Consider the following 20,001-nt stretch of genomic DNA (forward strand, 5'->3'; position numbering starts at 1 on the left):
TGCGGCCTGGGTCCGTGCCAGGCTCCGCCGGTGAACCGTGAACAGATCTCCACCCTGGCCCATGCGGATCATCCGATCGCGGCCCCGCTCGACGACGACTCGGTGCGCCGACTGCTGGAACGCGGCATCCCGCGAGGCGGCGCGCGTGTACTCGACCTCGGCTGCGGTGGCGGGGAGTGGCTCCTGCGCGCCCTGGCCACGCACCCGCACCTGCGGGCCGAAGGCGTCGACATCTCCGAGGGCGCGCTGGCGCATGCGCGGAGTGCCGCGCACACCCTCGGCCTGCAAGAGCGCCTCGTCCTCCACCCGGAAGATGCCGCGGACTTCGTAGCCCCCCACATGTTCGACCTGGTGATCAGCGTCGGCGCCACGCATGCCTTCGGCGGCCTGAGCGCCACCCTCGAGGCGGCACGCAAGCACCTGGCCCCCGGCGGCCGCGTCCTGGTCGGCGACGGATTCTGGTCACACGAGCCTTCCCCCGACGCCGTGGAGATGCTCGGCGACCTCGCCGACCTGCCGACCACCGTGGACCGCGTCATCTCTGACGGATGGACACCCGTCGACGGGCACATCAGCACGCGCCGGGAGCTCGACGACTACGAATGGGCGTGGACGGGGTCACTGGCCTCATGGGCCTTGGACCACCCCGACGATCCGGACAGTTCGCAGGCGCTGGCGGCAGCCACCACCCACCGCACCGAATGGCTGAGTGTCTACCGGGACGCCTTCGGCTTCGTCTGCCTGATCCTGCGCCCGACGTCCGACTGAAGCCGCCCGCGCCGGTCCGGCAACCCCCTGTCTCCCTGCGACAGCGTCCATGCCGGTCATCGCCCGGCCGGCCCTTCGCCGCACAATGTCGTCATGATCACCGTGCGCCTCCACCCCAGCGCCGGTGCCTCCGAGCAGAGTGATCCAGCAGGTCGGTCCCCCTGCGGACCGACCTGCACGCCGAAGAGCTGACGCAATCTCAAGAAGGGGTGTTCATGACAGGGTTGACCCGCCGCAGACTCCTGGGTTCGGCCGCCGGTGTACTGGGCGGCGCCGCGGCACTCTCCCTCCTCCCGCCGAGCGTCCAGAAGGCCGTCGCGGCCGGGCCGCGGGAACACGGCTCGCTCCGCGACATCGAGCACGTCGTCCTGCTGATGCAGGAGAACCGCTCCTTCGACCACTACTTCGGCACCCTGCCCGGCGTCCGCGGCTTCGCCGACCCCGCCGCGCCGGCTCTCGACAACGGCCGGTCGGTGTTCTATCAGCCCGACGCCGTGAACCCGAAGGGCTATCTGCTCCCCTTCCACCTCGACACCCACGCCTCCAGCGCCCAGGCGATCCCCTCCACCAGCCATGCGTGGTCGGTGCAGCACGACGCGTGGAACGGCGGGAAGATGGACCGCTGGCTCCCGGCCCACCGCAAGGCGGACGGCGTCAACGGCCCGTACGTGATGGGCTACTACACCCGCGAGGACATCCCCTTCCAGTTCGCCCTCGCCGAGACGTTCACCATCTGCGACCACTACTTCTGCTCCGTGTTCGGACCGACCTGGCCCAACCGGCTGTACTGGATGACCGGCACGATCGACCCCGGCGGCACACAGGGCGGGCCGATCATCGGGAACACGGCCTCGACGCCGTACCGGTGGACGACGTACGCGGAACGGCTTCAGACGGCCGGGATCAGCTGGAAGGTGTACCAGCAGGACGACGACTACGACTGCAACATGCTGGAGCAGTTCGCGAACTTCCGCGCGGCGGCGCCGGGATCCGACCTGTACGAGCGCGGTGTACGTCCCCAGCCGGAGGGCACGTTCGAGGACGACGCGCGGAACGACCGGCTGCCCACCGTCTCCTGGATCATGCCGACGAGCTTCCAGTCCGAGCACCCGCACTACCTGCCCGCCGCGGGCGCCGATTTCGTCGCGTCGAAGATCGAGGCGATCGCCTCCAACCCGAAGGTCTGGAGCAAGACCGTCTTCATCCTCAACTACGACGAGAACGACGGCCTGTTCGACCATGTGCCGCCGCCGACCCCCGCGGCGGGTACACCGGACGAGTTCGTCCAGGGGCTGCCCATCGGGGGCGGTTTCCGGGTCCCCGCGATCATCGTCTCGCCCTGGACGGTCGGCGGCTGGGTGGCCTCGGAGGCCTTCGACCACACCTCGGCCCTGCGGTTCCTGGAACAGTTCACCGGCGTCCAGGAACCGAACATCAGCGCCTGGCGCCGCACGGCGTTCGGCGACTTCACCTCGGCCTTCCGCTTCACGCAGCCACAGCCGCTGCCGCCGCTCCTGTCCGCCGACACGGCGCAGCAGCTGGAGAAGGCGAAGGCGCAAGTGGCGACACTGCCCGCACCCACCCTTCCGGGCGCCGAGCAGTCGTTCCCTCACCAGGAGACGGGAGACCGGCCACACGTATGACGGCCGTGCAGTGTGCGGGCTTCGGGGGCAGCGGCTCCGGGGTCAGCCCTGTCCGGAGGCGGTGGTCGGCGTGGTGACCAGGCGGCCGAGTTCGTCCATGGCGGCTGCGAAGTCCGCGCGGTCGGTGTCCAGGAAGCGGTTGAAGAACCAGTTGGGCACCCGCGCCTGTGTCAGCCGGGTCTGCAGCAGTACGTCCTGCACCTGCCGCGCCAGCGACAGCATTCCGGCGGCCTGCGCCTCGAGAGCTCCGGCCCGCGCGTACTGCTCGGTCCGCGACAGCAGTGCCTTGCGCGCGTGCTCCCGCGCGGCCACCGTGTCCTGCTGCGCCTGGTAGGTGTCGACGCCCAGCAGCAGGAGCCCCAGGGAGGGGACGTACCAGTCCATGAGAACGTCGGTCAGCGGCATCCGGTTCAGAACGCCGACCAGCACTCCCGCTGCACACCACAAGGCGAGACCCGTTCGTACGAAGCCGGCGTAGCGGCGGCGGATGCGTGAGCCCCAGCCGAGGTTCTGCAACTGGCAGGCGACGACGTCGAAGGGGCGGGGCAGGTCCTGGATCTCGTAGTAGTCGCGCAACCTCGCGGGCGATCCACGGTAGTGACGCGCCAACCGGCTGATCTCGTCGGCGGACGGCCCACGGCCGACGAGCACGTGGTTCCAGGGAAGCCCGAACAACCTGGTGTCGAAGGTCTCCTGGAGCAGGGCCGCCCTGCGGAACTCGCTCTTCGTCCAGGCGCTCGCCCCCACGGCGTAGACGACCGCCCACACCAGACCGACGAGGCTGAGCGGGGTCAGCGTCACGGGCACGAAGACGCCGATCACCGCTGCGACCGCAAGCGCCGTGGACACCACGACATGGCCGGAGGCGAGCCGCTGGGCGCGTGCGTGGGAGGCGGATGCGGCGCGCAGGAGCCGCAGCATCTCCGGATCGTTCTGGTGCTCGACGATCGGCGGCAGCGTCCGTGGACTCATGCTGTCCCCCCTGACAGTCAGAAGATCCGTAATGTTCGATGCGGCCGGACTCCGGGGACATGCCCAGGAGCCGTCCGGCGTATGCCTTCGGGCAACCGGTGGCAGGGATCGCACCGGCGCCGCGGGAGAGATCCCGACGACCCCGCAGGCGAGCACCGCTTGCAATACAGTCGGCCGGATGGGGGATGAAGCGACGCTCCGCCTGACGGCGGTGCTCGGAACCGAGGCGTCCGAGGCGCTGCGCGCCGCGGCGAGCTCCCGGAACCGGGAGGTCGACCTGGCCGAACCCCGCTGGACGGCGGCGGGCTACACCGGGGCGCGGCTCGCCGCGGTGGTGGAGCGTTCGCGGCCGCCGGCACCGCAGCGGCCGCGCAAATACGTCGTCAAGGTCTGCCCCGCGGACGGCCGACGCCGCGAAGGCGCACGCCACCACGCCGCCCTGGAGATGTCTCCGGCCGACTTCGCAGCCCGCCATCTGGTCTCCATGGAAGGCGACCCGATCGCACTGCCGGGCGGGGGCGAGCTGTTGCTGCAGAACATCGCAGGCGCGAGCCTGGCCCGCTGCCGTCCGATGTCGGAGTTCGCCCCGGCCGACCGGGCCCTGACGGCCGCGGCGGTCGCCCGGGCGCTGACGCAGGACTGGACCGAGGAGACCACCTGGCACCTGGACGAGCTGACGGTGTCGGGCTTCCTGCGGGACGGACTCGACGTGACGTCCGCCGCGGCGGGAACCGACCTGGCGGACGCTCTCGGTGTCGACGCCACGCTGCTCGACCCCGGCGCCTGCTGGATCGAGACGGCCGAGGACGGCCCGCACAGACCACTGGTCAATCCGCTGGCCCTCCTCGACGGCTCGGTGGTCGGCCGTGACGACCGTGTGCAGTTCATCGCCGGGCTGACCCATCGGGACCTGCACGAGGACAACGTGCTCGTGCCGCGTGTCGACGGGAGAGTGGAGCACGAGTCCTTCCGTCTGGTCGACCTGTCGACGTTCGACGAGGCCGCCCCGCTCAGCGCCGACCTCGCCATGCTGGCGGTCTCCGCCGTCGTCCGCCTGCTGTCCGCCCAGACGCCCGCGCAGAACGAGGCACTGCTGCACTACCTCGTCGACCGCACCGCGGCGGCGGCAGACAACCCGCCCTCCGACGCGACCGCACTCGTCGACGCCGTGCGCTACGCGGCCAGGCCCTCCTTCCTCCAGGCCGAGTTCGAGGAGAACTGGTCCGAGCAACTCCTGCTCTCCTTGGTCGCCACCGCCCTCCTCCACCTGTCCTTCGAGAACGTCGACGCCGAGGCCCGCTGGTGGCTGCTGCGCCTCGCCGCCCACGCCGGCACCGCGTTCCTGGAGTCCCGGGGTGTACACGCACCCGAGGTCCGGCGGCTGTTCGACCGCGTGGCCGTCATGGCGGTACCTCGAACGAGGACGAGCGCGAGCCGCCCGTCGGAGGGGGCCGCCGAACCGCTGCGTGTCGAGGACGGGTTCCACCGATCCCTGCTGGTCGTCGTACCCGGCGACGGCCAGGACGAAGAATCCGAAGCGGTGCGGGAAACGGTCGCGACGGCGGTCCGCTCGTTCCGCGCGATCGGATACGGGAGCGCGGGCGACGTCGTCGTGCCCCTCACCGGCCCGCAGGTCCCGAGGGACCTGATCGCGCAACGGCTGGCGCGGACCGGACCGCAGGACGCCGTCGCGGTCTACGTCACCGGAGTGGTCGAGCGTCTTGAGGCGACGACGAGCAGGCCGCGCCAGTTGGTCCTGCACACTCCGCGCTCCCGGTCCGGGCACGACCGCGGCACCCTGCCGCTGACCTCGCTGCTGGAAGGCCTGCGGGAACGGCCCCCGGGGGACGGGGCCGGATCCCTGCTGCTCGTGCTCGACGTCTGTGGCGCCGACCCGGACGACGTGACGCGGGAGGCCGCCGCGATGATGGCGGACCTCGGCACGAGCGAGGGCCGTACCGGAGGCCTGCAGCTGGTGGTCGCGGTCCGCTCGGCGGGCGAGCCCGGCGCGGGATTCGCCACCGCGTGGGCGCACGCCCTGACCGTCGGCGACGACACGCCCCGCGATCAGCCCTACCTCGCGTTGGACGAGCTCGCCGACCGGCTGCGCGCGACCGCCCCGCCCGGGTACGCGATCCGGGTCGCCTCGCCGACCCCGGCCGGTCCCACCCGCTGCCTGCCCAACCCCCGGCACCATCTCGCAGGCGTCGACCCGGGCGAGATGTCGTCCTGGTGGGAGCCCACGGCACGGGCCTCGACGGGGGCCGGCGAGTCGGCCTGGTTCTTCAGCGGACGCCGCAAGCTGAACAAGCGGGTGACCGAGTGGCTCGCCGACCCGGCCGAACCGGTGCTCGTCCTCACCGGAGCCCCGGGGTCGGGCAAGAGCACCGTCATGGCGCGCACGGTGGTGGCCACCGTACCGGACCTGCGGGAACGGCTACGTGGGCATCCAGGCGCCTTCCGGCCCACGGAGACCGCGCCGGAGGCCTTCCGTTTCGCCCTCACCATGCGACTGACGAAACTCACCCTGGAGGAGGTGAAGGCCCGCCTGGAACAGGTGACGGAGAGCTCCGGTGCGGGCGCGTCGCCACCGGTCATCGCCCTCGACGGCCTGGACGAGGCGTACGACCCGCACCGGATCGTCGCCGAGGTGCTGCGTCCCCTGGTCCAACAGGCCCGGTCCGGCGGCCCCCGCCTGCTGATCGCCACCAGGAGCCGGCCGGTCGGGCACGACCCCACGGACGTAATGGCACCCCGTGGAGACCTGATCGGGCCCCTCGCCGGGGACGGTGGCACGGTCGTGGACGTGGGCGAAGCACCGTGGTTGGAGACCGGTGACATCGCCGAGTACTGCGAGCGGTTGCTCTCGGTCGAGGCCAACGACCGAGGAAACCCCAACATCTACGTCGCAAGCCCGCGGGCGCGCCGCGTGCTCGCCCGCTCCATCGAGACCCAGGCCCGCCACTCCTTCCTGCTGGCCGCGCATGTCGCCCGCCGGCACACGCTGGACAGCGCACCGGCCGATGCGCAGAGCCCCGCGTGGCGTCGGCAGTTCCCGCAGCGCATCGGGGACGCGATGCGCCAGGAGATCGAGGCCTTCTACGGTGTGGAGGAGGCCGACCGACAACTGGCTCTGCTGCGCCCGCTCGCGTTCGCCGAAGGCATCGGACTCACCCGCGAAACGGCCCGTGCGACAGACCTGTGGGCGCTGCTGGCCACCCGACTGGATCCGGACGGGCGCACGTTCGGCGACGCGGACGTGACCGCGCTGCTGGAGCAGCGCGTGGCGACCCACCTGGTCATGGAGGTCGACGCGGGCGGCCCCAGCGCCTACCGCTTCCACCACGAGGCGCTCGCCGAGTCGTTCCTGACCGGACGCGGCGACCGCACGGCGGCCCACCGGGCCATCACCGGGGCGCTGCTCGACACACTGGTCGCGGGTGGCACACGGGAGTGGCAGCGCGCGTCGGCCTATCTGCGGCGTGCGCTGCCCGAACACGCGCGCCAGGGCGGCGAGCTCACGTCCCTGGCCGACGACCCGGGGCTGCTGACGCACTGCGACCCGGACCGGCTGCACGAGGCGCTGGTCTCCTCGGGAACACAACGACTCGTCTCCCTGAGCCGCCTGCTGCGCCCCTACCTGCACCGGCTGCGGACAGCCTCTCCGCCGGGACGGGGCTTTCTGCTGTCGGTCGCCGCGACCGTGATGAACCGGCCTGGACTCTCCGACGCGCTCGCCGCGGCGGCCGGCATGCCGGTGTCCGTCACCCATGTCCGGGTCCGTCACGAGGCGCTGCGGCAGTCGGTGGCCGAGGGCGCGCCGGTGTCGGCCCTGGCATGTGCGGACAGCCGCCACGGCGACCCGTTGCTCTTCATCGCGGGCGGCCGCTTCCTCGACGTGCGCGACCCGGACTCGGGCGCGCTCGTCGAGACGATACTGTCCGGGGCGGACGAGGTGTGGGCCATGACCGCCTACCTCGACGACGACGGCTTCCCCGTCGTCGCGACGGCCGGCCGGGACGGCGGTGTCCGGGTCTGGGACGCGACGACGCGCGCCCTGCGGGCCGAACACCCGGTGGACTTCCGCCGCGGCCTCGTCCACGGCGTCGGTGCCGACGGCGAGGCGTTCCTCGCCGGGTGGACGGACGAACACGTCGGCATCTGGCGCCCGGGCCGGACCGACGAGGTGCTCGTGCTGCCCCTGGAATGGGAGCCGGGACGTCAACCCATCACCACGGCGACAGTGGTGCGGGACCGCGACGGCACCGACCTGCTGGCGGTGGCCGCAGGTGGCAGAGTCACCGTCTGGGAGCCCGACACCGGTCGCCTGCGCCACACGATCGACCTCGACGTGGCCTTCAACATCCAGCTTGCGGCACTGCAACCGGACCGCGCCGACGGCATGTTGCTGATCACGACAGGCCTGCACTCGAAGGAGGCACTGTTGTGGCGGTCGTCGACCGGCACGCGCCCATGGCCCTTCCCGGAGATCCCGGTCTGCACCGCGAGCTGGGAGGGCGAGGGCGGATCCGGCATCGCGCTCGGTTACGTCAGCGGCGCGGTCGACCTGTGGAACGGCGACGAGCACACCCCGCCGCGCCGCTTGCAGGACGCGGGCATGTCCGTCCACGCCGTGCACATCGGCCCCACCGGTGTGCCGCGGCCGGCGATCGTGGCCGTGGACACCGTCGGACGTATCCGGGTGTGGGAATGGGGCCCGGGCCGGGACTCGACCACGCTGGTCGGCTCGACCGCCCACGCCCTCGCCATGGGCGCGCTGCGTCAAGGCGGACGTTATGTGGCGGTCGGGCACAACAGCGGTGCGGACCTGTGGCGGCTCGACGAGGTCAGTCAGGACCCGGAGGCGTACGACCTGCACGACGCCGACGCCCATCTGATCGCCGTCGACGCGGTGTCGGCCGACTTCGCCACGCTCGGCGACGACGGCCGCATCCACCTCTGGTCGGCGCGCAGCGGACGTTCCGTGGGCGCCCTGCCCATTCCCACGGGCCACCCCTTCGCGGTCGTCGGGTGGAGCGGGCCCGACGGCGGCCGGATCGCCGTGACCTCGTCCACGCTGCTGCAGGTCTTCGCTCTCGAACCCGGCACGGGCGTGCTGCTGGAACGCGAGCTGACGGCACCCGGCCGGCTCGCGGTGCTCGAACGTCCCGGGCGGGTACTGCTGGCCGCGGCCGACCGTCGGCAGGTCCGTGTCCTGGATCCGGTCACCGGCGACATGCGTGACCTCGACGTGCCCGCGGCGACGCCCTCGGGCCGGCCGTTGTCGGAGGCCGCCCGCAACGTGATCAGCCTCGCGTGGGTGTCCACGCCCGACTCCGACCCGGTCCTGGTCGCGGGCACCCAGGGCGGCCTGCTGGTCCGCTGGTCATGGAGCGACGACGGGCCCGCCCGTGAACTGCCGCCTTTCGCCGAGGAGTTGGGCATGGTCACGGTCGTCATGCCCGTGCCCGGCGGCGACGGCATGCGGGTACTGGCGGGTGACAGCCAGGGTGGCCTGGCGGTGTACGACGCCGTCGACGGCTCGCTCGTGCACGACCTGACGAGGGACGAGGCACGCGTCATCGGAGCCACCGTCGTGGCGGCGTCGCCTCCGGTCGTGGTCACCGGCCACAGCGCCGACGACGCCCGCGGGCTGAAGATCTGGAACCCGGAGACCGGCGGCCAGTCGGGCGCCGTGGTCCACCGGTCGCGGACACACGACGCCTTTGTCGGTCCGCCCAGGGCCGGCCGGACGGCGGACGGCCGGCCGTTCGTGGTCTACGCGGTCGAGGACGGCGTGGAGCTGCTCCGGCTGGACCGACCGAGCCACGACACCGCACCGGTACGCCTGTTGCTGCCCTTCACCGTCAACGACGTCACCGTCCAGGGCGACAGGGTGTACCTCGCGGGCGGGGGAGGCTATCTGATGCTCACCGTCGTTCGTCCGCCGGCCGAGGCGGACCTGCCGGTGTCTTCTCGGGGTGACCATGATTCCTGAACCGGCCCCGGGGCGGGCACGCACTTCGGCAGATGACGCGCCGAGCGGTGTGGAGGAGCTCAGCGAGTGCCTGGGCGACGAGCGCTCGGCGCGGGCACTGGTCGAATGGGCCGAGACCATGCCGGTGACCGTGCGGCCCACGCACCCCAGGTGGGCCCCGTCCGGCAAGGGGTACACCGGAGCGGTGCTGGCAGCCGTGACGGTCACACCGGGCCCCGGAATCGTCGTGGTCAAACTGTGTCCCGCCGATCAGCGCGCGGAACACGCCGCCCACACGCGGGCGCGACGTGCCTCCGAACTCCGGGGCGACTTCGCCCGTCGGCACCTCACCCAGCAGCTCTACCCGCCGCACCCGGTGGGCGACGGACGGCTGCTGACGTTCCAGAGCCCCGCCGGTGACGACCTGCGCAACGTCGTCACGATGGCGCAGCTGAACGACGAGGACCTGCGATCGACCTTTCGCACCGTCGTCACCGGCCTCGTCGCCGACTGGAACCAGGGACTTGAGTCCAAGGACACCGAACTCGTGAGCATCTCCGAGTTCCTGCGGCGCGAACTCGACACGTCGGTCGCCGAGGCCGGTTCGGCACGGGCTTACGGCGCCGGGATCGCGCACCTGCGCCCCGGCACGGCTTGGATCGAGGTCGGCGGCATCGTCCTGCCGAATCCGCTGGCCATGACCGTCGGCGATGACGAGCTGCCCGACCCCCGGCTCCCGGTCGTGCACGGGCTGGCCCACGGTGATCTGCATCTGCACAACGCCCTGGTGCCCCTGCGTAGGGGCACGTTGTGTCCGGAAGCCTTTCGGCTCATCGACCTGTCCACCTTCGCCGAAGACGCCCCGCTCACCCGGGACGTGGCGACACTGATGCTCTCGGTCCTGGCCGAGAGAGCGCCGACCGGCCTGATCGACGAGCACGAGCTGGCACTGCTGCGCCACGTGGTCGATCCGATGGATGCGTACGTGGCGCGCATCGTGCCCGAACTGGCGCTCCTCGTCGATGACTTGCACGCCGCCTGTACCGACGTGGCACCGGGCGGCTGGCAGGCTCTGTGGTCGGACCAGCTGCTGCTGTCCGTCCTTGCGACGGCGTTGCGCTTCACGACCTACGAGGACCTGGGCGACGCCCGCAGGTGGAGGTTCTTCCGTCTGGCGGCCCACGCGGGCGGCGAGTTGCTGTCGCGGCACGGGGTGACCCCGCCCTCGTCCGCGCCCGCGGTCGCGCCCCCGTCGCAGTCAGGTACGGCAGGGCACGTGTCCACGACCACCCCTGCCACGACCGTCGCCGCGCCACCGGTGAACCGGCTCCCCGTCCCGCACATGGCCCCCGCCGTGCCGACCGACTTCGTCGACCGGCCCGCGGAAGGCACCGACCTGCTGCGTTCCCTCCTGACGGCCGCCCCGGCGGGTGAGCGGGTACCCGCGGAAGGACACAGTGCCGTCGGCCTGACCTCCTCCGTCACCGGTGTCCACGGCACCGGAGGCTTCGGCAAGACCACGCTCGCCGCCTGGGTCTGTCACCACCCGGAGGTACGAGCCGCCTTCCCGGACGGTGTGCTGTGGGCGCAGCTCGGCCAGGACCCGCCGCGCCAGCAGATCATCGCCTGGGCGCGCGACCTCGTCACGCTCCTCACGGGCACCGAACCCCCGGTCTACGCCACGGTGGAGGCGGCCGGCGAACATCTGGGCGCGACGCTGGAGGGCCGCCGCGTACTGCTCGTGGTCGATGACGTGTGGCGTCGGGAGGACGTGGAACCCTTCCTCCGGGGCGGCAGCGGCTGCGTCCGGCTGGTGACCACCCGCAGACCGGGAGTGCTGGACGCCGCGGCGCCGCTGATCCGCATCGACCGCATGTCCTCCGCGCAGTCCCTGAATCTGCTGGCAGCGGGAGTCGAGGGAGCGGACAACACCACGCTGCTCCCGCTGTTCGAGCGCTCCGGCAACTGGCCGCTGGCGTTGAGACTCCTGAACGGCGTACTGCGCAGCATGGTTCACCGCAGCGGGATGGCCCTGCCGGACGTCGTGGCCGAGATGGCCGAGGAACTGGACCAGTACGGTCTGGCCGGCCCCCTCGACGCCTATCCGGCCCCCGGCACCCGCACCGTGGAAGCCACGGTCGACCTCAGCCTCCACGAACTGGCCCGGATCCCGCACACCGGCCGCGGTTCACTGGGACGGCTGGCGGCCATGGCCTGCTTCCCGGAGGACCAGCACATCCCCTACCGCTGGCTCGCCAGGCTCTGGGGAGTGACCGAACTGACCGCGCGCCGCGAGTGCGTGCGGCTGGACGAGCACTCCCTGCTGGCCCAGCACGACCGAGACGGCGTACGGCTGCACGACGTCATCCGTGACGTCCTGCGCCGCCGCGACCCGGAAGCGGTCCGGCAGGCACATCAGACCTTGCTGGAGGGGCATGCCGCGCTGTGCGGCGGGGCGGGCTGGCACGCCCTGGCCGCACCCGGCGCCGATCCCGCGTTCCTGGACAACGTCACCTACCACCTCGCGGGAGCCCTCGCCTCCACCGACCTCCACCACACCACCACCGACTTCCGGTTTCTCGTCGAACGGGTCTGGCGCAGCGGTCCGGCCGCCCTGGAGGCGGAAGCGGCGCGCTACCACTCGATGTTCCCGGTCCTGGGAATGGACCGCTTCGCCATGGAACTCGGCGCGCTGGTCTACGGAGAGGCTCATCTCCTGGCCGGTCATGTGCGGCGCCTCGATCTCGCCGTCACCCTGTACAGCCGTTGTCTGGCATGGAAGGAGGTCCGGCGACGACTGCACCACACGCGCGAGGTCCTGCGCGGCGGGCTCGTCGCGACGGAGCCTTTCCCCGACGATCCGGACGGCCGGCTGTGGCGGGTACTGACCGGTCATACGGGGCCCGTGCACGCGCTGTGCTGGCGGGCGGACGGCCGGGTGCTGGTCAGCGGCAGCGGGGACGGCACGCTGAGGATCCGGCGCGTCGACGACGAACGACCGGACGCGGTGGTGGACGTGGCCGGCGAAGGCGACGGCTCCGTGGTCAGCCTGTCCTGGAGTCCCGACGTCTCGACCCTGGCCGTGGGCACGGACCGCGGCGAGGTGGTCCTGGTGGATCCCTCCGAGCACCGGATCACACGGCGGCTCGTCCTCTCCGACGAGGATCAGCAGCGCGTGATGGTCGCCTTTACTCCCGACTCCCGGGCCGTCACCGTCGCCTTCGGCAAAGAGGTACGGCTGTGGCCCGAGCCCTACGACGAGACCGGCCTGGGACCGCCGCTCCCCGGCCCGCGCGACACCTCCTGCACGGCTGTGCGGTGGCACGAGCGCGGAGGGCTCGCCGTCGGTCTCGCCGACGGCCGGGTCCACCTGTGGGAGCGGGCGGCGACGGAGGCCGATCCCACCACGGTCGACACGGGCGGACCCTCGGTACAGGCACTGGACTGGCATCCCGACGGCGACCTGTTGGCCGTGATCGGCCACTCGGCGACCGTGACCGTCATCGACCGCCGCAGCGCCACGGTCGTGGCCCGGATCTCCGGACAGGCGCGTCCCGGAGCGGCGTGGTTCCAGTCGCTGTGCTGGACGTCGTCGGGGGAGGCGCTGCTCGCGGGCGACAACGACGGGACTGTCTTCGTCTGGAAGTTCACCCGGCAGCCGGACGGACCGTGTCTGGAACTCGAGGACACCTTCTCCGCCCGGGGCGTCCAGGTACGGGCGATCGCTCCGCAACCGAACGAAGACCGGATCGCCGTGGGCAGCCGTCAACCGGCGGTACGGCTCTGGATCCTCGACCGGCACTCCGCCCCGGACGCCGGACTGGCCGAGCGGGTGAACACCGTGCTCTGGTCACCCACCGGCGCGCTGGCCGCGGGGAACGCCGGAGGCCAACTGATGGTGACCGACAGGGGGATCGGGGAACTTCCGGCATGGTCGCGGTACGCCGTGCGGGCCCATGACGGCGACCTCAGGGCCATGGCCTGGGAGCCGGACGGGAGGCGGCTGCTCAGCGTCGGTGACGACGGCAGGGTCCTGCTGTGGGACGCAGGCCGGCGCGAGGTGATCCGTACCCTCGCGAGGAAGCTGACGTACGCGGCGGCGGTCGCCTGGAGCCCTGACGGGCGAAGGGCCGCGGCCGCCGACACCGACGTGGTGCTGTGGGAGACCGAGACCTGGGAACGAGTCCACACCACCCCGCTCGGGACCAGTGTCAACGCGCTGTCGTTCGCCCCCGACGGCTCTCGGCTGATCGCGGCCACCTCGTCGATGGAGGTGCGTGTCATCCACCTGGACCCCGCAGGACGTCCCACGGGCAGGATCGACCTCTGGCCGGGGCACAGGAGTTCGGTCAGTGCGGTGTGCTGGTCGCACGACGGACGGCACCTGGCCACCGCCGGTTACGACGGCCAGGTGCTCCTGTGGGATCCCGCCACAGGACGGCCACGCCATGTCCTGGAGGGCGACGGAGCCGCGATGTGGTCCGTGGCCGTGTCACAGGACGGAACCAGTCTCGCGGCCGTCACCATGGACGGAACGGCGCTCCTGTGGGACATCGGGACGGCGGTCGAGGTGTGCCGACTGAGGGTGGACGGCCATCTGTCCTCCTGTTCCTTCCACCCGTACGAGCATCGCGTCGTCCTCGGAGGCTCCGCGGGCCTGTACGCGTGTGAGGTCTCCTCCGACGCGGTGGACGACCGGTGAGCACCGGCCACCCTTCCTGACGGAGTATCAGGACCAGCTCCACACCTGGTTGGTGCTGCCCGCGCATCCGAAGCCCTGGACCGGCTGACCGTCCTTCCCGGACGAGGTGGCCTCCGCGTCCAGGCAGAAGCTGTCCGGGACGCTGACCAGTGTCCGGCCGCCGGACGGACCGGAGGCGCCGAGGCGCCACCGCTGGGCGCTCAGCCCGTTGCAGATCCTTGCGCGGATCTTCTGGCCGTTCTGGCCGACGGTGCCGAGGTCGGCGTCCAGGCAGAGGTGGTTGCCCTGATCGACGACGATGTACTGGGAGCTCCGACCGGGCACGCGATGCAGAGCCCACTTCTGGACAGCTGTGCCGTTGCACGTCCACACCTGGACGTCCCGACCGTCCCCGCCCGTGGCCCCGGTGTGGGCGTCGAGACACCTCGCGACCGAGGCGCCGTCGACGCTCTCGGTCACGGTCAGCGAACCGACCTGCACCGGCCCGCGCGCCATGCCGTACAGCAGCTTCTTGGTCTCCGCGTCGGCCTTCCCGTTCACGGCGATCCCGGCCTCGGTCTGGAAGGCCTTGAGCGCGGTGACCGTCGCCTCCCCGAACTGCCCGTCGACCGTGACGTGCAGTCCGTAGCCGGCGAGCAGCAGTTGCAGGGCCTTGACGCAGTCGCCGTGGGCTCCCGAGGCGATCTCGGCGGCGCACGCGGCGGACCGAAGGTCCAGGGACGTGGGATTCCGTGTGTCGGCCGGAGTCGACGGCTTGCCCGCCGCCCGGTCCGTCGTCGGCGGTGTGGAGGTGGGCGCGCTCTTGGAGATGCTGGCCGTCGGGTTCGGGTTTCCGGGCACGGCCGGGGATGTCTCCGGCCGGAGGGCCGTCGGCGTCCGGCTGTCACCTTGTTGCAGCAGCGCCACGGTGACGCCCGCGGCGACCAGGACGGCCGCTGTCGCGGCCCCCACGATCAACCGTCCGCGCTTCCTGGATGCGGCAGGGGCGGCTGTCGCGCTGGGTGCGGGGGATTCGGCGGGCGGGACGGAAGCCGCGGCGGCGGGAAGTGCCTCGGACCGCTCGCCGTGGAGGGGCGCACGCTTGGATGGACGTTTGCTTGCGGCTTGCGAGGGGCCGCCGGTCGGCGCCGACAACTGGTGTCCGATGGCGGTCCTGAACACCGTCTCAGGTAATGGCCGTTGCTCGGGATCTTTGTCCAGGCAGGTGCGGATGAACGCGGCCAGTTCCGCATCGACGTCCGCCACCTTGTCGAGGACTTCTTCCCGTGGCGAGTCGAAGGCCACCCGGTGCAGGACGTCGACACCCGTGCCCTCGCCGAACGGCGCCTGCCCCGCGACGGCGTAGGTGAGGGTGGAGGCCAGGGAGAAGACGTCGGAGGCGGCGGTCACCTCCAGGCCTCTGGTCTGTTCCGGGGACATGTAGGCGGGAGTCCCCACGTTCTGGCCCGTGGCGGTGAGGGAGGTGCCGTCGCCGCCTTGGACGACACCGAAGTCGATGACGCGGGCACCGTCGGCTCCCAGGATCACATTGGACGGCTTGAGGTCCCGGTGAACGAGCCCCGCACGCCATATGGCCTCGATCGCACGCCCCACGTCCGCCAGCAGCCGCCAGGCCGCCGCCGCGTCGATCGGGCCGCGCTCGGTGACGACGTCCGAGAGCGTGGGCCCCGGTATGTACTCGGTGGCGACCCAGACCAGGTCCTCATCGCAGCCACTGCCCATCAGCCGCACGATGTGCGCCCCCTTGACGCGGTCCAGCGCGCCGACCTCCCGCTCGAAACGCTTCCGGAACAGCGGGTCTTCCGCGTATTCGGGCCGGATCACCTTGACCGCGGCCAGACCTGCCCCGCCGGTGGTGTCCCGGCCGAGATAGACCCGGCCCATGCCACCGCTGCCGAGCACCGCCTCCAACCGGTACGGACCCGCCTGCCTCGGATCGCTCTTCCGCAGCGGGATCACGGGCGGCGGTTCCATACCGACCGCCGCGTAGGCCAACAATTCGGACCGGCTGCGGTGCTGCACTGGCATGGGGTTCCTGGTCTCTCGCGTGACGCGTGTGAGCGCGAGATTAGCGCAGCACACTTGTACGACAGGCGAGTTGGCCGGATTCGGCCCGGCGTCCGAGGCTGGCCACTGGACGTCCTTGTTCCAGGTGACGGTTGACTCACGTGCTCGCAGTCTCCGTGGTCGCGGGCCGCCGCCCGGCCCGGTCGGCGCCGAGGGCATGTGTGGATGGGCCGGCGCCGACCGCCCAGCGTTGGACACGTACTTCGGTCCGATGGTGTCGGTCGGGAGTTTGCCCGTGAAGGCGGCGGCCATGCGGAGCCAGGGGGTGGCCTCGTCGTGGCGTGGCCAGCGTTCCAGAGTGCGTCCGAGCATCAGGTGGGCGTAGTGCTCGACCGGGTCACGGTCGATGATCGCGCGCAACTGCTCCTCGCTCACCGTAGTTGCGCGGAGTGGTAGTACGCGCGGGCCAGCAGCAGTCGGGGGCCGGTCTGCTCGGGGACTTCATCGACGACGGCGGCGAGCAGCTTGGCGGCCCCGGCGTAGTCCTTGGCCTCGAAGCGCACTTGGGCCCGCTCCCAACGCTCGACGGTGGTCCCCTCGTGGGGGACACCGACACCATCACGGACACCGTAGAAGGCCCGCGCGCCGAGACCAGGGCGATCCTGTGCACCAGCGGGCGAAGCGGCCGGCAGCCGTGCTGCGATCACTCGGGGCGGTGCGGTGTGTGATGCCGTCCCTTGGAGCCGAAGCGCATGTCTCTTACAGTGCGGTTCTGCGCATACGGCAGCACCGACGCGCTGAGGGTTGTGGATGCGCCGCCGCCCACCCCGGGCCCCGGCCAGGTACGGCTCGCGGTGCGGGCCGCGGGTGTCACTCCGATCGATGGGAAGATCCTGCGTGGTTGTACGACCGCGTACGGACCATCGCTCCCCAGGGCGTCGACGCCGCCCTCGACGCTTCCGGCCGCGGTGAGATCCCGGACTCGATCGAACTCGTGGGCAGCCCGGCGCGCGTCCTCACCCTCGTGGCGTGCGACGCCGCGGACACTGGCATCCAGGTCCTCCTGCGAACAGTTCGGCCCCGCCGGATCCTGCTGTGCGCCCGACGGCACGTCAGGCGCGCAGCCCCTTGAGCCCGTCGTAGGCCGCCATCACGACCTCGAGTCCCCGGTAGTCGTCCCCGGGCTCGCGCATCTGGTTCGGCACGTACGACACCGCCATGCGCGCGTCGGGTTCGATCATGACCGTCGCGCCGCCCCAACCGCTCCAGCCGTACGTATTGCCGAACAGGCCGTATCCCATGCCGTAGCGCATCGGCATGCCCAGGAGGCGGTCCTCGCCGCGGAACTGTTCCTCCCACGCTCGAGCACAGCCGGCCCGCGACAGCAGCCGCACCCCGCGCACTGTTCCGCCGCACGCCATCACCGACTGCACGAGAGCGACCGAGCGAGCGTTGCCGAATCCGCTCGCCGCGGGGATCTCCGCGCGCCGCCAGGCGACGCTGTTCCCGTCACGGACCCGTATCCCACCTCCGGCGGTAGGGGTTGCGGTCTTGCCGGGCGCGCTCGAGACGTAGTCCTCGTCGCGCGACAGCGGCGGGATCGTGAGCGCGACCCGGTGGTCGTGCTCGGCGGACAGCCCGATGTGGAAGTCCGCGCCCAGCGGCCCGGCCACCTCGTCGGCGAAGAACTCGCCCAGGGTGCGGCCGGTGATCCGGCGTACGACCTCGCCGACGAGGAACCCCTGGGTGAGCGAGTGGTATCCGGCCGCGGTGCCCGGCTCCCACCGCGGAGCCTGCGCGGCGAGCCGCGCCGTGGCGGACGGCCAGTCGTAGAGATCCTCGGCCGTCGTCGGTCCGTCCCAGTCGGGCAGGCCCGCGGTGTGCGCGAGCAGGTGCCGCACCAGCACCCCGTCCTTGCCCGCCGCGGCGAACTCCGGCCAGTACCTGGCGACCGGCGCGGTCAGGTCGAGCTCGCCGCGGTCGGCGAGGACGAGGGCACACAGCGCCGTCATCGTCTTGGTGACCGACCAGACGCCCGCGATCGTGTCGCGCTGCCACGGGACCGTGCGGTCCGTGTCGGTGCATCCACCCCAGACGTCCACCACCGGCTCACCGTCCACGAAGACCGCCACCGAGGCGCCCACGTCTCCGGAGTCGAGCAACTCGGCGAGTGCGCGGGTTACCGCGGAGAAGAGATCGTCGTACGAACCCTGAATCTCGGCCATGCGCGGAACTTAGCCCGCACCGCACCCCCGCGGTCAACCGAATATCCGCTGGGTGAGGTGGCCGGGCCGTCCGCCGGGTCAGGCGTGGATGCGGAGGCCGGTGAGGCGGCTGACCATGGCCGGGTCACGGTGGTCGAAGAACAGAGACCTGCCGGTGTCCAGACCGGCCATGGACGCCATCTGGTCGTCCGTGAGCTCGAAGTCGAAGACGCCGATGTTCTCCGCCATACGGTCGGCGCGTACCGACCTGGGGATCGCGACGATGCCGTGCTGGGAAAGCCGGCGGAGCACGACCTGTGCCACGGACTTGCCGTGCTTCTCGGCGATCTCGCTCAGGACCGGGTGAGTGACGAGGTAGTTGCGGCCTTCGGCGAACCCGCCCCACGACTCTGGAACTGGACCCCGTGCTCGCGCATGACCTCGTGGTCGATGGCACGCTGGAAGAACGGGTGGATCTCGATCTGGTTGACCGCGGGCGTGACGTCGCTGTTGACGATGAGGTCGACGAGCCGGTCGGGGTGGAAGTCGGCGACGCCGATCGCCCTGATGCGGCCTTCGCGGTGCAGGTTCTCCATGGCGGCACGTTCGCCCGCCGTCATGTCCCGGACGGCGAGGGTCACTTCCGCACCGGTGCCGGCGAGAGCGTGGGCCGTTGCTGCCCCGAGGCCGCAGGAGGCGCCGTTGCCGGGTGCTGATCCGCGCGCGATCGTCCGCGGTCAGGGCCTGAGCAGTCGGTCCTGCTCCACCGGCGGGGTGCCGCCGTGCCAGGGCAGGGCCTTGCCGAAGCGGATCAGCTCGCCGTAGAGGGCGGGGTCGACGTGCTCGGTGAAGACCAGGTCGAGCACCGCACGGGCGGCCTCGGAAGGCGACTGGGCCTGGCTGAAGTCGCTGAACCAGGGCCGGGAGGTGGCGGTGTCGACCATGCCGGGGCACACGGAGGCGATCAGGGTGCCGTCGGCGAGGTCGCGCTCGTGGCGTTCGGTCGCGACCGCGCGGACGGCGGCGACCTGGGCCACCTTCGAGGGCACGTTCAGCCAGCGGGGCCAGCCCGCCTCCTCGGCGGTCCTGTTGTGGATGGCGCTGCGCCAGGACTCGACGGCGTACTCGACCTGGTCGAGGCTCGCCCCGTCGAACAGGTGGTGCAGTCGTGGATCGAGGTGACCGAGGGTGCCCAGGCTGCTGGCCACCACGATCAGTCGGCCGCCCGGACGCAGGACGGGGCCGAAGGAGCGCAGGATCGCGTGGGTGGCGGTGTTGGAGACGTCGATGAACTCGTCGGCGCGCTCGGCCTGGGACTCCTCGGGCAGCAGCCGGGTGACGGCGTTGGAGAGCACGACATCGACGCCGCCGTGCCGTGCCCGGAGTTCGTCGGCGAGTCGGGCGATGTCGTCGGTGTCGGTGACGTCCAGGACCTGGGCCTGGACCTGGCTGCGTGTGCCCGGCAGTTGTGCCACATCGCGAGCGGCGTCCGAGACGCGCTGGTGGCTGCGGCCGGTGAGTAGTACGAGGTCGTCGGAGTCCATACGGGCCGCCAGCCCTTCGGCGAGCGCACGACCGAGTCCCTGGTTGGCGCCCGTGACGAGGGCGATTCGCGAAGCGTTCATGCATGCCACGCTAGAAACGCCGCGCCCATGAGTCCAACGAGATTCAGGCACAGCTAGTATGCGCAATCGGCATGGGTACGTGATCAATGATCATGGATGTGGA

9 protein-coding genes and 2 pseudogenes are annotated in these 20,001 nt (G+C 71.4%); 5 read left to right on the top strand and 6 right to left on the bottom strand.

Going from position 1 to position 20,001, the window contains the following annotated elements:
* The first annotated feature begins 30 nt into the window (after positions 1–30).
* Positions 31–768 (top strand): SAM-dependent methyltransferase, encoded by a 738-nt coding sequence (locus ACIRA5_RS34160; RefSeq protein WP_403697533.1) that lies wholly within the window; start codon positions 31–33, stop codon positions 766–768.
* Positions 769–983: 215 nt separating this feature from the next.
* Positions 984–2,411, top strand: a complete 1,428-nt coding sequence (locus ACIRA5_RS34165) for an alkaline phosphatase family protein (RefSeq protein WP_403697536.1) — start codon at positions 984–986, stop codon at positions 2,409–2,411.
* A 42-nt stretch (positions 2,412–2,453) separates the two neighbouring features.
* Here the strand turns inward: ACIRA5_RS34165 and ACIRA5_RS34170 are convergent, their stop codons facing one another.
* A complete protein-coding gene (locus ACIRA5_RS34170; protein WP_403697539.1) occupies positions 2,454–3,383 on the bottom strand; it encodes an S-4TM family putative pore-forming effector in 930 nt (309 codons plus the stop codon).
* 178 nt (positions 3,384–3,561) lie between these two features.
* On the opposite strand from ACIRA5_RS34170, the gene ACIRA5_RS34175 reads away from it, so the two are divergent.
* Both ACIRA5_RS34175 and ACIRA5_RS34180 read left to right on the top strand, forming a co-directional pair.
* Positions 3,562–9,381 carry a hypothetical protein gene (locus ACIRA5_RS34175; protein ID WP_403697542.1) on the top strand — a complete coding sequence of 1,940 codons (5,820 nt, stop codon included), beginning with the start codon at positions 3,562–3,564 and terminating at the stop codon, positions 9,379–9,381.
* Positions 9,371–14,062 (top strand): NB-ARC domain-containing protein, encoded by a 4,692-nt coding sequence (locus tag ACIRA5_RS34180; protein WP_403697545.1) that lies wholly within the window; start codon positions 9,371–9,373, stop codon positions 14,060–14,062. Before ACIRA5_RS34175 ends, ACIRA5_RS34180 begins: the two co-directional genes overlap by 11 nt.
* A gap of 27 nt (positions 14,063–14,089) precedes the next feature.
* On the opposite strand, the gene ACIRA5_RS34185 is transcribed toward ACIRA5_RS34180, so the two are convergent.
* Both ACIRA5_RS34185 and ACIRA5_RS34190 read right to left on the bottom strand, forming a co-directional pair.
* Complete coding sequence (locus ACIRA5_RS34185; protein ID WP_403697763.1) at positions 14,090–16,090, bottom strand: protein kinase; 2,001 nt, start codon at positions 16,088–16,090, stop codon at positions 14,090–14,092.
* Positions 16,091–16,351: 261 nt separating this feature from the next.
* Positions 16,352–16,632, bottom strand: a pseudogene (locus ACIRA5_RS34190) (tetratricopeptide repeat protein); the annotation flags it as partial.
* A 338-nt stretch (positions 16,633–16,970) separates the two neighbouring features.
* Between ACIRA5_RS34190 and ACIRA5_RS34195 the strand changes: the two are divergent.
* A complete protein-coding gene (locus ACIRA5_RS34195) occupies positions 16,971–17,201 on the top strand; it encodes a hypothetical protein (RefSeq protein ID WP_403697548.1) in 231 nt (76 codons plus the stop codon).
* Here ACIRA5_RS34195 and ACIRA5_RS34200 read toward each other — a convergent pair.
* From ACIRA5_RS34200 to ACIRA5_RS34210, 3 genes and pseudogenes are all read right to left on the bottom strand, one after another.
* The gene (locus tag ACIRA5_RS34200; protein WP_403697551.1) at positions 17,182–18,294 is read right to left on the bottom strand and encodes a serine hydrolase domain-containing protein; all 1,113 of its coding nucleotides are present in this window, start codon (positions 18,292–18,294) and stop codon (positions 17,182–17,184) included. The genes ACIRA5_RS34195 and ACIRA5_RS34200 overlap by 20 nt on opposite strands.
* A gap of 78 nt (positions 18,295–18,372) precedes the next feature.
* A pseudogene (locus ACIRA5_RS34205) lies at positions 18,373–18,884 on the bottom strand (aldo/keto reductase); the annotation flags it as partial.
* Positions 18,885–19,010: 126 nt separating this feature from the next.
* Positions 19,011–19,898, bottom strand: coding sequence for an SDR family NAD(P)-dependent oxidoreductase (locus ACIRA5_RS34210; protein ID WP_403697553.1), 888 nt, complete (start codon positions 19,896–19,898; stop codon positions 19,011–19,013).
* Between the last annotated feature and the right edge of the window lie 103 nt (positions 19,899–20,001).

Source organism: Streptomyces sp. NPDC096311, assembly GCF_044763085.1.
Lineage (GTDB): Bacteria > Actinomycetota > Actinomycetes > Streptomycetales > Streptomycetaceae > Streptomyces.